Origin of the sequence: Nostoc sp., from assembly GCF_036917135.1 — a bacterium.
Classification (GTDB): domain Bacteria; phylum Cyanobacteriota; class Cyanobacteriia; order Cyanobacteriales; family Nostocaceae; genus Nostoc.
Window position 1 is genome coordinate 40,552 of record NZ_JBALEA010000057.1, and the last position, 16,578, is coordinate 57,129.

Sequence of the window (16,578 nt, forward strand, 5' to 3'; positions counted from 1 at the left end):
GCGCGAACGGCTACGCTCAGGACAGGCTCGGCACAAGTCGCGGTAGTTGAGCGTAGTCGAAACTCAGTACAAGTCCCCAATCCCCAATCCCCATTGTCATGAACAATATCGAAGACCTTTATGAACTTTCGCCAATGCAGCAAGGGATGCTCTTTCATACCCTTTATGCACCAGAGTCAGAAGTTTATTTTGAGCAGTTGCTTTGCATCCTCAAAGGAGAATTAAATTTTCTTGCCTTTGAGCAAGCTTGGCAACAGGTTGTGGCGCGGCATCCAGTTTTACGCAGTTCCTTTTATTGGGAAGAAATAGAAAAGCCTTTGCAAATGGTGAGTAAGCAAGTGGATCTCTCGTGGGAAGAACTGGACTGGCGGAATTTCACGCCCGATGAACAACAACAGCATTTAGAGGATTTTTTGTCAGGCGATCGCCAAAAAGGATTTGATCTATCTCAAGCTCCTCTAATGCGCTTCACCGTCATCCAGCTAGAGGAATATACTTACCAATTTATTTGGACTCATCATCATATCCTTTTTGATGGCTGGTCGATGCAGATTATCCTCAAAGAAGTTTTCGCTTTTTATGAGGCTAATCAGCAAGGCGAATATTTACGTCTGATCCCCTCTATTCCCTATAGAAAATATATTAATTGGTTACAGCAACAGGATATTCTTCAAGCAAAAAACTTCTGGCAACAAAACCTCCAGGGATTTGAAAATCCTACCTCTTTAATAGGGAACAGGAAACAAGAACAAGGAATATACAACGAGCAAACTTTTCAATTATCTCAAACGGTAACTGAGAAATTGCAATATGCAGCAGGGCAGCATCATTTAACTCTGAATAATTTGGTGCAAGGAGCATGGGCATTATTACTTTCCCGCTACAGTGGGGAAAGTGATGTAGTGTTTGGTGCAACTGTATCTGGTCGTCCACCAACACTTGTGGGAGTGGATTCGATAGTGGGGCTACTAATTAACACTCTCCCCATCCGGGTGCAAGTCAGTGGAAAAGCAAAATTATTAACCTGGCTCAAGCACTTACAAAGTCAAGCATTTGAACAGGAACAGTATACCTATTATTCCCTAGCAGAAATTCAGCGTTTGAGTGATGTTCCCCCAGGAATACCTCTATTTGAGAGCCTTTTAGTGTTTGAAAATTATCCGCTAGATTCTACTCAACAGGACACCAAAAAAACTTTAGAAATTAGTCATCTTCGTTGCTTTGAACGCACGAATTATCCACTAACGGTTGTGGTTAATCCTCAATCACAATTGTGTGGAAGGATTATCTATGATACCAGTCGTTTTGATGAACAGACAATTGGGCGGATGATTGGACATTTCCAAATATTGCTAGCAGGAATGGCAACTAATTTAGAACAAGATATTTGCCAATTATCTCTGCTCACTGTAACCGAACAGGAAGAATTAATTCTACAAGAAAATAGTCAAAACTTAGATTCTATTCATTATAAATGTATTCATAGTTTATTTGAAGAACAGGTAGAAAAAACTCCCGATGCAGTAGCACTTGTATATGAAAAACAACATTTAACTTATCGGGAGTTGAATAACCGTGCCAATCAATTAGCCCATTATTTACAAGCGCTGGGAGTTAAACCCGAAGTACGGGTGGGAATTTGTGTCGAGCGTTCGCTAAAAATGGTAATAGGAATACTGGCTATCCTCAAAGCTGGTGGGGCATACATTCCGCTAGATCCGGCTGATCCAACAGATCGACTGGCGTTGATGGTGGAAGATGTACAAGCACCGATTTTATTAACGCAGACTGATTTGCAAGATAAACTCCCAATCCATAATCAAACTGTGGTGAATATTGACTCAGATTGGGAAATAATTGCTCAACAAAAAGAAGACAATTTGCTCAGTGAAGTTAATCCAGAAAACTTAGCTTATATCATTTATACCTCTGGCTCCACGGGAACACCAAAGGGAACGCAAGTTACGCATCGTAGCATTATTGGTTTTATGTTTGGGGTTGATTATATTCACCTTGATGCAGAACAAATTTGGCTGCAACATTCATCGATTTCTTGGGATGCACTAACCCTAGAACTTTGGCCGCCCTTACTTTATGGTGGGCGTTGTGTGCTTTACCCAGGCAAAATTCCGATACCTGAAGACTTAAGCAACATCATCCAAGAACAAGGAATTAACACCCTGTTTCTGACTACTGCTTTATTCAATCTTATGATTGACACAATGCCACAAGGGTTGTTAGGGATTAAACAACTGCTGTTTGGGGGAGAATCCGTTTCTGTACCTCATGTTCGTCGCGCCTTAGAACTACTACCGGGAACAAAATTAATTCATGCTTATGGCCCTTCAGAATGTACAGTATTTACCTGTTGTTACCCGATTCCTCAACAACTTGCTGAAAATGTACAGTCAATTCCCATTGGTAAACCCATCGGTGACAGAAACGTTTACCTACTAGATAAAGATTTACACAGAGTTCCCATTGGCGTTCCTGGGGAACTTTGTGTGGGTGGGGCGAGTGTTGCTAGAGGTTACTTAAATCAACCAACATTAACCAGTGAAAAATTTATTCCTAATCCGTTTATTGAGGACGATACACTTTACAAAACTGGAGATTTAATCCGTCGTCTTCCTGATGGAAATCTGGAATTTCTGGGTAGAATTGATACACAGGTTAAAATTCGCGGTTTCCGCATTGAGTTAGGAGAAATTGAGGCAGCTTTAATTCAACACCCTGAGATCAAACAAGTTGTGGTCATTGGACGGGAAAATGAACTTGGAAACAAGTATTTAGTTGCCTATCTCGTTGTCAAAGATCATCCATCAACTCCTAGCACTCTGCGAAACTTCCTCAAGACAAAGTTACCTGACTACATGATTCCCGAAGCGTTCATCTTTCTGGAGGTATTTCCTCTAACACCTAATGGTAAAATCAATCGCTGTGCTTTGCCCGCTCCAGATATTGACCAAAGAAATCTAGAGGTTAATTTTGTTGCTCCTGGCACGTCTACCGAACAAGAATTAGCTACGATTTGGGTTGAAGTTCTCAAATTAAAACAGGTGGGAATTCATGATGACTTTTTCGAGTTAGGCGGACATTCTTTACTAGCTACCCAAGTTATTTCTCGATTAAGAGAAGCCTTTTCTCTAGATTTTACTCTGCGTTATTTGTTTGAAAATCCGACCATTGCTGAACTCGCTCAAAAAGTTATTAGTCAGCAGATTGAACAAGCAGAAAATGATGCCATAGCACAAATTTTAGGGGAAGTTGATCAGTTATCAGAGGAGGAAGTAACACAACAATTACTTTCGGAACGCAACACAAAGTAACAATTCGTCCTCATTTTTGATGGTGTAGACGAATAATTCTCAAAACGCCCGCGTGTTAAATGTCTGAAATTAGAAAATCGCCTCAACCACTAATTACTCTTGAACAATCATCTAATCCTAAAGTTCAAGAACCAAGTCAATAATTACTGCTGAACAATTATCTAATCCTAAAAACTCAGATCAGGCTCAACTAATTATGACTACGGAACAATCATTTAATCCTGAAACTCAAGAATCAGAATCGGCTAAAAATCCTAATGTAATTAAGAAAAAACGATTAGTAATTTGCTGCGATGGTACTTGGAATGAACTGACAAGTTCCTATCCTACTAACGTCGTCAAATTTGCACGTTCAGTGAAATATACAGCTGACGATCAAACGCCGCAACTGGTCTTCTATTTATCAGGATGTGGCACAGAAAACGATCATTTAATTGACCGGATAGGTGGAGGTGCTTTTGGATGGGGAATTGACAAAATCATTCAAGATGCCTATCGATTATTATGTATGAACTATGACGCAGATGCTCAAGATGAAATTTACTTAATTGGCTTTAGTCGCGGAGCCTATATTGTTCGTTGTTTAGCTGGCATGATTTATAAGTGCGGTTTATTAAGACGTTCCAAAATACGAGATATTCCTAAAGCTTATGAGCTTTATCGTGACTTTAACGTTAACCCAAATGGTTCAAAAGCTCAAAAATTCCGTCAATATAATTCCAAAAACATAGAAAATCTAGACCCTAAAAAAGGCTATCTGAAGTATCGTGTACCCATCCAAATGTTAGGATGCTGGGATACAGTTGGAGCGTTAGGTATTCCTGATATAACATCTTGGCTACCGATTGCTAAACTCTGGAATCAAAAATATCAATTTTATGATGCTACACTGAGTCCCATTGTTGAAAATGCCTTTCATGCAGTAGCCATCGATGAAAAACGCAGAGTATTTCCCTCGGCTTCAATGGAGAAAAATGAAAAAAATCCTGACCAAGTAGTAGAAGAAGTGTTGTTTGTGGGTGAACACGGCTGTATTGGTGGAGGAACAAAAGAATATCGAGGGTTATCAGATTACCCCTTTCAATGGATGCTCAATAAAGCTAAAAAATTGGGGTTAGAGTTTTATATAAACGAGACTGATGATGAATTTCAGATTAAGCCAGATCCAAACACTCAATTTAATAATAGTGTTAGTGGATTTTATGCGTTGGGTGGTGATGAATGGCGACCAATAAAATCTTCAACAGTTGCCATTCATTATAGTGTCATAAAACGACTAAAAGCTTGTCCCGATTATCGTCCCAGAAATCTCAATTCTCTGCTCAAGGATTTGCTACCACCTGAATAGTCAATACGCTTGGGTTAAGCAAAGCACAACCCAACAAAGCCCTGAAAATGTTGGGTTTCGTTCCTCAGAGTAATAAAAGAGCGATATTAGGATGTGCAAAGCGATCATTTCTTAATTAAAAAAATATTATGAGTGATATACTAAAACGCCTAGAAGCCCTTTCACCAGAAAAGCGTGAATTAGTCCTACAAAAACTGAAAAAGCAACAGCAATCTTCACTCCTCACACCCGTATCGCGGGCACAACCTCTTCCTCTCTCTTTTGCTCAACAAAGACTCTGGTTTCTCGACCAACTAGAAGGCGAAAATTGTGTCTATAACGTCCCGTTTTTCTGGCAGATTAACGGATTTATTAATATAGCTGCGTTAGAACAAGCTATTAAAGAAATTGTTAAACGTCATGAAGTCTTACGCACCAGCTTTTGTGTTGTTGATGAGTCGCCAATACAGGTGATTCACACTCATCTTCAACTGACAATGCAAATGCTAGATTGGCGACAATTGACTGAAGAAAACCAGTTAAGCAAAGCCACGCAGTTAGCGACAGAAGAATTGCAACAGCCCTTCGATTTATCAAACCCACCTTTGCTACGGGTAAAGTTGTTGCAACTGAGTGACCAATCTTATTTACTGTTGATCGTCATCCATCATATTGTTTGTGATGGCTGGTCAATTGACATATTCCGCCGTGAATTGTTCAGCCTTTATAAGGCATTTTGCACCGGCGAATCTTCTGCTTTAACTGAATTACCGCTTCAATATGCCGATTTCGCACACTGGCAAAGACGATGGCTACAGGGAAAGGTACTCGAAACCCAACTCAATTACTGGCAAAAACAATTAGCCACAGTCCCGCCTCTGTTGGAATTGCCCACAGATAAAACCCGCCCATCAGTTCAAAGTTTCAGAGGGCGTAGCGAGTTTTTGCAACTCAATCAGGATTTAACACAGAAGTTGAAGCGTTTGAGTCAGGAGTCTGGTACTACTCTGTTTATGACAATGCTTGCGGTATTTGCGCTGTTACTTTCGCGCTACAGTGGTCAGGAGGATATTATTGTTGGTTCTGCGATCGCTAATCGCAACCGTCGTGAGACTGAAGCATTAATTGGCTTTTTTGTCAATACCCTAGCATTACGTACCAATCTACAAGGGAATCCAACTTTCTTAGAATTACTTGAACGAGTCAAGCAAGTAACCCTGGATGCCTATGACCATCAAGATTTACCCTTTGAGAAGTTAGTTGATGAATTGGGTTTAGAGCGATCGCTTTCTCATCATCCCCTATTTCAAGTCGCCTTTGGCTTGCAAAATGAAACCCAGCAGCAACTAGAAATCAATGGATTAACCCTTACCCGTTTCACGTGGGAAAACACCACAACTCTGTTTGATTTGTCGCTGATTTTTCGGGAAACGCCCCAAGGGTTAACAGGAGAATGGGAATATGCCACGGATTTATTTGAGGCTAAAACCATTCAACGGATGGCGAGACATTTTGCAGTTTTACTTCAGGGAATTGTCGATAATCCTCAACAACCCATCAATACCCTATCGTTGATCGCAGAGGACGAACGTCAACAACTCCAAAACTGGAATCAAACTCAAACTGATTATCCTCTCAATCAAACTTTGGTGGAACTGTTTGAAACTCAAGTTGCCAAAAATCCTCATAATCTCGCTTTGGTGTTTGAATCCCAAAGCCTAAGTTATGAACAACTTAATCAAAAAGCTAACCAACTAGCTCATTATTTAATTCAAAACCATCAAATTCAGCCAGAAAGCTTAATTGGGATCTGCGTTGAACGGTCTTTAGAAATGATTATTGGTGTACTCGGTATCTTGAAAGCAGGTGCGGCTTATGTACCGATTGATCCCAATTATCCCAAAGAACGGATTGAGTTCATGCTAAAAGATTCTGGGACATCGGTATTGCTAACTCAAAGTTTTTTATTAGAGCAATTACCTTTAGCTAAACTAAAACACCAGGTCATTTGTTTGAATGAAAAAACTTTTGCCCAAGAATTAATAGATAATCCCAATCCTCAAAGTACTCCTGATAATTTAGCTTATATAATTTATACCTCTGGTTCAACAGGACGACCCAAAGGGGTAATGATTGAGCATCGCGCAATTGTCAATCTTAGTTTAGCCTGGGCTGAAACTTTTCAAGTTAAACACCATAGCTGTTGGCTTCAATTTGGTTCTTTTAGTTTCGATTTGTCTATTGGTGAAATTGCCACTGCTTTATCCGCAGGTGCTTGTTTATATTTAGCCCATAAAGAAACTTTGTTACCTAGTCAGGCTTTGGTGGACTTGTTGTGCGATCGCAAAATTTCCCATTTAACTTTACCTCCTTCCGTCTTATCTGTATTACCTCAAGCCTCATTACCTGATTTGCAAGCCGTAATCGTTGGTGGTGAAGCTTGTGCAGCAGAATTGGTGGCACAGTGGGGAACAAAACGGCGTTTTTTTAACTGCTATGGTCCAACGGAATCGACGGTTATCGCCAGTATATCTAGTTGTGAACAAAATGGTAAAAAACCCTCTATCGGTAAACCTATAGCTAATATCCGCATCTATATTTTAGATGCTCACCATCGACTGTCACCACCTGGCATTCCTGGAGAATTGTGTATCGCAGGAGTAGGTTTAGCACGAGGCTATCTCAATCGTCTCGATTTAACTGCCGAAAAATTTATTGAAGTTGAATTATTTGGCAAAACTGAGCGAATTTACAAAACTGGCGATCTGGCAAGATGGAGAGATGATGGCAACCTTGAGTATCTAGGTCGTGTTGATGCTCAAGTTAAATTACGGGGCTTTCGGATTGAACTTGGTGAAATTGAATCGCTATTAGTGCAACACTCTTTAGTTAAAGAAGCGGTTGTTATTTTATATAAAACTGATAATAATCCCCGGTTAGTAGCATATCTGACGGCGGCAGAAAAATCCTTCAATCTAGAGAGTCAACTTAAAGAGTACCTGAAAATTCGCCTCCCAAATTATATGATTCCTAGCCAAATTATGGTGTTGGATCAGTTACCCCTTACATCTAACGGTAAGCTAGATCGCAGAGCATTGCCAGAACCAAATACAGCCACTTCCACGAATATTCAAATGCCCGTGACACCAACTGAAGAACTGTTAGCTAGCTTATGGCAAACTCTCCTGAAAGCTAAGTTTGTTAGTCGCCAAGATAACTTCTTTGAATTGGGCGGACATTCGTTGTTAGCAACCCAATTGGTTGCCCGCATTCGTGACATTTTTGGGGTAGAAGTGTCTGTCCGCAAGGTATTTGAGCAGAGCATTTTGTCTGAGTTGGCAACAGAAATTGACAAAGCGGCTTCGTGTGTCGCTTTACCCCCCATAACACCACAACCTGAAAATGCTCCGAAAACTCTGTCCTTTGCCCAATCAAGACTCTGGTTTTTAGCCCAACTTGAAGGCGCTGGAACCTCCGTTACCTACAATATGTCAACAGCCGTGCAACTTGACGGTGACTTGAATATAGAAGCTTTACGTGCAAGTTTTAGGTATCTCCTCGATCGCCATATCATTCTGCGTACTTATTTCCCTGCAATGAAAGGAGAGGCGCAAGTGGTCATCCAAAATCTAGAGGATATAGAAGTACTTACCATGCCTGCGGCGGGCTGCGCCTACGCAGATTTACGAGAACTTGCTCCCCAAACTCAAGCAGAAACCGTACAACGGTTATCAGATACCCATGCTCAAGAACCCTTTAACTTAAATACCGGCCCTTTGTTCAAAGCAAAACTGCTGCAACTTAGCGAACAGAAAAATGTGCTGCTCATTAATATGCACCACATTATTAGTGATGGCTGGTCAATGGGAGTATTTAAGCGCGAATGGGAACAGGCTTATTCGGCTTTCGCTGCGGGGCATGCTCCGAATTTGTCACCATTGCCGATTCAGTATAGTGATTATGCAGCTTGGCAGCGCAGTTGGTTACAAGGGGAGATTTTAGAAAGTCAGGAAAATTACTGGAAACAACAACTAGGCGATGCTCCGCGATTGCTGGATTTGCCTACCGATCATCCCCGTCCAGCCCAACAAAGTTACCAAGGTGGGCGTGAGGAATATTGTTTGAGCCGTGAACTGACTCAGAGACTTAAAGCTATTAGTCAAAAGCACGGAGTTACTTTGTTTATGACTCTGTTAACAGCTTTTAATATTCTGTTATATCGTTATAGCCGTCAAGAGGATTTATGTGTTGGTAGTGCGATCGCTAACCGCACCCATAGCAACACAGAATCATTAATCGGCTTTTTTGTCAATACTTTAGTATTGCGGAGCAAAATCAAGCCAGAGCAAAGTTTTAGTGAGTTACTCCCACAAACCCGCCAAACTTGCTTAGATGCCTACGCTCATCAAGATATTCCCTTTGAGTATTTGGTAGAACAACTGCAACCAGAGCGCAGTCTGAGCCATAATCCCTTATTCCAAGTGATGATGGTGTTGCAAAATTCTCAAGAAGCCGGGAAAAATCTTAGTTTACCAGGGCTTGATATTCAATACTTAGAGCAAAGTTTCCCGTTTGCTAAGTTTGACTTGATGCTGAATCTTTGCGAAAGGGGCGGCGAACTCCATTGTATGTGGGAATATGCCACAGATTTATTTGCAGCAGAAACGATTGGGCGCATGGCGGGACACTTTGAAGTCTTGCTGGAAGCGATATACTTACAGCAGAACTCTCAAAACCCCCAACTGCCGATCGGTAAGCTGCCCTTGATGACAACAGCAGAAATCCAACAGTTGCGAACCTGGAATCAAACCAACACCGATTATCCCAAAAACCAAACACTAGTTACTCTGTTTGAAGAACGTGCAGCGCAAACGCCCGATAAAATAGCAGTGGTATTTGAAGACCAAAGTCTGAGTTATCAACAGCTCAATCAAACAGCCAACCAATTAGCTCATTACCTAATTCAAAATTACCAAATTCAGCCAGAAACCCTAATTGGTATCTGCGTTGAGCGATCGCTAGAGATGATTATTGGTATACTCGGTATCCTCAAAGCAGGTGGAGCATACTTACCCATTGATCCTAATTATCCCCAAGAGCGGATTAAGTTCATGCTAGAAGATGCTGGGATATCGGTGTTACTGACGCAAAGTTTCCTATTAGACCAATTATTTTTAGCCAACCGAGAAAACCTCTATCAGGTAATTTGTTTGGATCAGCAAACTTTTGGTTCGGCGTTAACAAATAATCCCCATCCTCAAAGTACCCCTGATAATTTAGCTTATGTAATCTATACTTCGGGTTCGACGGGACAACCCAAGGGTGTAATGATTGAGCATCGAGGGCTGACAAATCTGACATTTGCGATCGACAACGTTTTGCAAATTCAACCCCAAAGCCGTTTGCTTCAGTTTGCTTCTTTTAGTTTTGATGCCTCAGTTTGGGAAATTGCTACTACTCTGGCCGCAGGTGCTTGTTTATATCTTGCCAAGAAAGAAACATTATTACCCAGCCAAGACTTAATGAACTTCTTAACAGAACATAAAATTTCCCATATTACATTACCCCCTTCAGCCTTATCCTTATTACCTGAAGCTGCTTTACCCGATTGTCAAACCATAGTTGTTGCTGGCGAAGCTTGTCCAACAGAATTAGTTACCCAATGGGCAACTAGAGGACATTTTTTCAATGCTTATGGCCCCACAGAATCTACGGTTTGTGCAAGTATCGCTGTTTGTCAACCCAATGGCAAAAAACCAACCATTGGTAAACCCTTGCCTAATATCCGCATCTATATTTTAGATACACACCATCAACCGTTACCCCCAGGCATACCTGGAGAATTGTGCATCGCTGGCGTTGGTTTAGCCAGAGGCTATCTCAACCGTCCCGATTTAACCGCCGAAAAATTCCTAGAAGTAGAATTATTTGGTCAAACTGAACGAATTTATCGAACTGGCGATCTAGCCCGTTGGCTACCTGATGGTAATCTGCAATACTTGGGTCGTATGGATTACCAAGTCAAAATCCGTGGTTTCCGCATCGAATTAGGTGAGATTGAAGCAACTTTAGTTAAACACCCAAAAATTCAGCAAGCTGTTGTCATTACAAGAGAAGAAACTGATCTTGATCAACGTCTAGTGGCTTATGTTGTTCCAAGAGGAACAGAGGATAACTATCTTCAAGTTGATCCAGCAATGTTCGCCGAATGGCGGGAATTTATAGCTAAAAATCTGCCTAATTATATGATTCCTAGCCATTTCACTATATTAGAAAAACTGCCGCTCACACCAAATGGAAAAGTAGACCGTAAAGCTTTACCTGTGCCAAATGTAATCGTTTTATCAACAGACGTTGAATTGCCTATAACAGCGACAGAAAAATTGCTAGCCGAATTATGGGCAAAACTGCTTAAATATGAAGTAATCGCCCGCTATGACAACTTCTTTAATTTAGGAGGTCATTCTTTATTAGCAACCCAACTGATTGCCCGCATCCGTGATAAATTCAAAGTGGAACTACCTCTGCATAAGATATTTGAATTTCCCACCCTTAGTGAATTAGCGAATTATCTCGATACCTGCATTTGGGTTAATTCCACTGACGAAAGTATGCAGCCTCTCAACTCAGATGAAGAGGAAATTGAACTTTAAAGTACTACGATTTAAAACACATCCTCAAGTAAACTTTATCTTTAACTTAACCTATGATTGCCCTATCTGATTCCGTCTTTCTCACTCCCGAAGAATACCTTCAACTAGAAGAAAAAAGCAACATCAAACACGAATATCTTGATGGTCAAGTTTACGCAATGGCGGGAACAACTGACACCCATAACACGATTGTCGGAAACCTATTTATTTTGATTCGTAACCACTTCCGAGGGTCAGATTGTCGAGTTTACTTTGCCGATATTAAAGCCAGGATTGAAAAACGGAACCGTTTTTATTACCCCGATATTCTCGTAACCTGCGACCCTAAAGACAAAGAAACCCCCACCTATAAACGCTTTACTAAACTTATTATCGAAATTCTATCCGATTCCACCGAAGCCTTTGACCGAGGTGACAAATTCAACGACTATCAAACCCTTGATAGCCTAGAGGAATACGTTTTGGTTAACACCAAGCAGCAACGATTTGAAACTTTCCGCCGTAATGACCAAGGCTTATGGGTGCTACAAACCTATACACCCGAAGACGAAACCTTTGAACTCCAAAGTATTAATCTAATCGCCTCCTTTACCGACCTTTACCAGGATGTAGAATTGGAAGCAATCGCTCCAAGACCAGAACTATAGCGGTTCTCGAATGGATGCAATACACTTTGACCTCTCTCCAAACCTCTCTCCTTTTAGGAGAGAGGCTTTGAATCTTGCTCCCCAACGCTAGTAGGGAAGGGGCTGGGGGTTAGGTCTGTATTGCACTCAACAGAGAAGCGCTATAAGTTAAAATTTTTAAACCCTCTCAAACCCTTACTAGGGTAAGCAAGTTCGTAATAAGGACTTTAGTCCTTATTTTCTAAGCACTAAAGTGCTTACTACAAACCCGGAAAACTAGCTTTAAAAAGTACTATTTACTGTTAAAACTTATTCCTAATATCGACAATCAACTTTGATTGTATCTGACTAAAATTATGACTAAAAATCAGGAAGTGGTTGGTTTAATGCTGCGTTTGCAGAACATAGGATGCCGAATTTGGGCTGAAGATGATAAGTTACGAATTCGTACTAGTAAAAATGCCTTAACTTCTGAACTCAAGCAGGAAATTCAAACCAATAAAGCAGATATATTAGCATTTTTAAATTCCGCTAGAGCCATATCTGTCATAGCAGAAGAAATTCCGACCTTACCAAATGATGCCCCCAAACCCCTTTCCTTTGCTCAACAACGCCTCTGGGTTTTAGCGCAACTTCAAGCCTCGTCAGCTAGTTACAATATGCCGATCGCTTTACAACTGGATGGAAACCTCAATATTGATGCTCTCCATTCTAGTTTGGCTTATCTGCTTAACCGGCATGACAGTCTGAGAATGTATTTTCCCACAGTGGCGGGACAACCCCAGGTTGCGATCCAAAATTTAGATGACATCGAAGTTTTAACTGTACAAAACTGGCGAAACCTTGATGAACATCCGCAATACCCAAACATCCAACATTTTATCGATGCTTATGCTCAAGAACCCTTTGATTTAAATACTGGCCCTTTGTTTAAAGCGAAACTGCTGCAACTGAGCAATGCCTACGACGGGCTACGCCTACGCAAATACGTGTTGTTGATCAATATACACCACATTATTAGTGATGGTTGGTCAATGGGGGTGTTTGTCCGTGAGTTACGACAAGTTTATACCGCCTTTGCCCAAGGTCAAACCCCAAAGCTTTCTCCCTTGCCTATTCAATACAGTGATTACGCAAACTGGCAACGAAATTGGTTACAAGGAGAAGTATTAGAAACCCAGATTAATTACTGGAAAGATCAACTCCAGGATGCCCCCCCATTACTGGAGTTACCTACCGATTATCCCCGTCCAGCATTGCAAAACTACCGAGGCGATCGCGATCGCTATTCCCTACCGCCTGACTTAACTCTTGCCATTAAAACTTTAAGTCAACAGCAAGGCGTAAGTTTGTTTATGACTTTGTTAGCGGCTTTCAGCATTCTGCTTTCTCGTTACAGTCGCCAAGAAGACTTATGTATTGGTTCTCCTATTGCTAACCGCACCCACAGCCACACCGAAGGATTAATCGGCTTCTTTGTCAATACCTTGATACTGCGTAATCAAATCAATCCTGAGCAAAGCTTTATCGAGTTCTTGCAACAAACTCGCCAAACTTGTTTAGATGCATACTCTCATCAAGACATTCCCTTTGAGTATCTGGTAGAAAAATTGCAACCAGAACGCAGTATGAGCCATAACCCCTTATTCCAGGTGATGTTAGCACTGGAAAATAATGAAATTCCCGATCTAAATTTACCAGGGCTAGAGATTCAATGGCTTCCTTTAACCTATCCATTTGCTAAGTTTGACCTAACACTTCTGGTCAGCGAATCTGATAAACAGTTAAATTTAACTTGGGAATACGCCACCGATCTTTTTGATCGGAGTACTATACAAAGGATGGCGGAACAGTTTGAAGTTTTGCTTCAGGGAATTGTTGATAACTCTGGACAACCTATCAATACTTTGCCTTTGATGACAGCGCCCGAACTTCTGCAACTACAACGCTGGAATCAAACTCAAACCGACTATCCCCACGATAAAACTCTAGTTGATATATTTGAACAACAAGCTGCTAAAAACCCGAATAATCTGGCTTTGGTGTTTGAATCCCAAAGCCTAACTTACCAAGAGCTTAATCAAAAGGCAAACCAACTCGCTCATTATCTAATTCAAAATTACCAAATTCAGCCAGACACTTTAATTGGTATCTCCGTTGAACGATCTTTAGAAATGATTATTGGTGTACTCGGTATCATGAAAGCAGGTGGTGCATACCTGCCGATTGACCCTAATTATCCACAAGAGCGTATTGGGTTCATGTTAGAAGATTCTGGGATATCAGTGTTGCTAACCCAAAGTTTTCTTAAAGATCAATTCCCTCTAGCTAACCTCAAAAAACCCTGTCAGGTAATTTGTTTGGATAAAGAAACTTTTACCGAAGCGTTAAAAGAAAATCCCAGTCCCCAAAGTACGCCTAATGATTTGGCTTATGCGATCTATACTTCTGGTTCGACGGGACAACCCAAGGGGGTGATGATTGAGCATGGAGGACTGATCAATTTGACTTTAGCGATCGATAAAGCTTTGCAAATTCAACCTCAAAGCCGATTGCTTCAGTTTGCTTCTTTCAGCTTCGATGCCTCAGTTTGGGAAATTGGTACTGCTCTTGCCACAGGCGCTTGTTTGTATCTGGCAAAGAAAGAAACCTTATTGCCTAGTCAAGTTTTGGTTAACTTCTTAGCAAATCATCAAATTTCCCATATCACCTTACCTCCTTCAGCCTTATCCCTATTACCTCAAGCTGCTTTACCCGATTGCCAAACCATAGTCGTTGCCGGTGAAGCTTGCCCAACAGAATTAGTGGCGCAATGGGCAAAAGGAAGAAGTTTCTTCAATGCCTATGGTCCCACAGAATCTACGGTTTGTGCGAGTATTGCTCTCTGTCATCCTAATGGAAAAAAACCGCCCATTGGTCAACCATTATCTAATATCCGTATTTACATTTTAGATGCTTACAATCAGCCATTACCGCCTGGAATACCTGGGGAATTATGCATTGCTGGAGTGGGTTTGGCACGAGGCTATCTCAACCGTCCAGATTTAACCGCCCAAAAATTTATCAAAATTGAATTATTCGGTAAAACTGAGCGAATTTACAAAACTGGCGATTTAGTAAGATGGGGGTTTGATGGAAATCTTGAATATTTTGGTCGCATAGACGATCAGATTAAATTACGGGGCTTTAGAATTGAACTCGGTGAAATTGAATCGGTTTTGTTGCAATATCCATCAGTTAAAGAAGCAATTGTCACCTTATATAAAACTGAAAGCAATCAGTGTTTAATTGCATATCTAACGGGCATCAGCAATGATTTGTCTACCCATTTGAAAAATTATCTTAAATCCCGTCTGCCAGATTATATGATACCTGCTAAAATCATCATACTGGATGAGTTGCCTTTAACTCGCAATGGCAAAATTGACCGGAAAGCATTACCCATTTCAAATAGTGCAATTGAGCGCTTATATGAACCCCCGAATAACGAAGTTGAAGAACAACTTGTGCAAGTGTGGTCTAGTGTCCTCGAACGTCAAAAAATTGGAATTCATGATAACTTTTTCGACTTGGGCGGTCATTCTTTATTAGCGATCAAACTGCTTAATAATATTCAAGAGGTGTTTGAGCAACAACTTTCTTTAAGCAGTTTATTTCAGAATCCTACTATTGCTCAACTAGCAGAACAACTTTGTAATCATGAGGTTCAACAATCAAATCCTAATTTACTTTTACTCCAACCTCAAGGAGATGGAACCCCTCTATTTTTTCTTCCTGGCGCAAACGGACACGGCTTCTATTTTCGAGATTTGGCAATCAATTTAGGAAATGAACATCCAGTATATGGACTCGAAACTCCAGGACGAGATGGACTTAGCCCACTTCCTGAATCAGTAGCAGATCATGCGACTCAATTGATTGATCTATTACGTCAAAAGCAAGGTAAGAGTCCATATATATTAGCAGGATACTCTTCAGGTTGTGCCGTTGCTTTTGAAATGGCTTCCCAACTCGAACAGCAAGGTGAAAAGGTTAGTTTACTAGCTATTTTAGACGCTGGATTAGTTTCTAAGTCTGAGTATTTTACTGATAGAGCAGAGCTTGATTGGATTTGGCAATTGATTCGACGAATTGAAGTCTTAAAGGGAGTTGATTTGGGACTGCAATATGACGATTTAGCTGCTCAAGCCAATGACAGACTGAGGTGGGATTTAGCAGCAGATTATCTATACCGACATAAGGTTTTACCGGAACACTCCACCCTTTATTTACTCAAAACTAATATGAAAGTGATGAAAGTGCTAACGCTCAATTACGCGAATTATCAGCCTAGGCATCAAATTTCTGCCCCCATTGTTTTATTCCGCGCTCAAGAAGTTCAGGAGATTGTTTTGCAAGAACTCCAAGCTTTTTCTGATTACGATCTACCCGATTGGGGATGGCAAGCCTATACTCAAAAGCCTATTAAGGTGATTTCTGTACCTGGAAACCACGGTCTGATGCTTTATGAACCCAATGTAAAACTATTAACTAAACAATTACAAGCTTTGATGGGAGATGGAGCAGAGTAGAGTATTCTGAATTCTGACTCCTGAATTCTGACTCCTTCTTTATTCCACCCTAAAATAATTTTGCAAGAGGTC

At 40.8% G+C, this 16,578-nt stretch carries 5 protein-coding genes; all 5 read left to right on the plus strand.

The features are described from left to right. Positions 1-98: 98 nt before the first annotated feature. The 5 genes from V7K50_RS16245 to V7K50_RS16265 all read left to right on the plus strand — a co-directional run bounded on the left by V7K50_RS16245 (position 99) and on the right by V7K50_RS16265 (position 16,506). Positions 99-3,329: a non-ribosomal peptide synthetase gene (locus V7K50_RS16245; protein ID WP_334961685.1), complete on the plus strand. Its 3,231-nt coding sequence runs from the start codon at positions 99-101 to the stop codon at positions 3,327-3,329. 196 nt (positions 3,330-3,525) lie between these two features. After that, positions 3,526-4,677, plus strand: coding sequence for a DUF2235 domain-containing protein (locus V7K50_RS16250; protein WP_334961687.1), 1,152 nt, complete (start codon positions 3,526-3,528; stop codon positions 4,675-4,677). Between the two features lie 128 nt (positions 4,678-4,805). Beyond that, positions 4,806-11,309: an amino acid adenylation domain-containing protein gene (locus tag V7K50_RS16255; RefSeq protein ID WP_334961689.1), complete on the plus strand. Its 6,504-nt coding sequence runs from the start codon at positions 4,806-4,808 to the stop codon at positions 11,307-11,309. 53 nt (positions 11,310-11,362) lie between these two features. Next, the gene (locus V7K50_RS16260) at positions 11,363-11,956 is read left to right on the plus strand and encodes a Uma2 family endonuclease (protein ID WP_334961691.1); all 594 of its coding nucleotides are present in this window, start codon (positions 11,363-11,365) and stop codon (positions 11,954-11,956) included. 335 nt (positions 11,957-12,291) lie between these two features. Next, on the plus strand, positions 12,292-16,506 hold the full coding sequence (locus tag V7K50_RS16265) for a non-ribosomal peptide synthetase (protein WP_334961693.1): 4,215 nt from the start codon (positions 12,292-12,294) through the stop codon (positions 16,504-16,506). The last annotated feature ends 72 nt before the right edge of the window (positions 16,507-16,578 follow it).

What these genes read in the sequence shown, in the direction of transcription:
- V7K50_RS16245 (WP_334961685.1), top strand. Translation starts at nt 99, where the DNA reads ATGAACAATATCGAAGACCTTTATGAACTTTCGCCAATGCAGCAAGGG.
- V7K50_RS16250 (WP_334961687.1), top strand. Translation starts at nt 3,526, where the DNA reads ATGACTACGGAACAATCATTTAATCCTGAAACTCAAGAATCAGAATCG.
- V7K50_RS16255 (WP_334961689.1), top strand. Translation starts at nt 4,806, where the DNA reads ATGAGTGATATACTAAAACGCCTAGAAGCCCTTTCACCAGAAAAGCGT.
- V7K50_RS16260 (WP_334961691.1), top strand. Translation starts at nt 11,363, where the DNA reads ATGATTGCCCTATCTGATTCCGTCTTTCTCACTCCCGAAGAATACCTT.
- V7K50_RS16265 (WP_334961693.1), top strand. Translation starts at nt 12,292, where the DNA reads ATGACTAAAAATCAGGAAGTGGTTGGTTTAATGCTGCGTTTGCAGAAC.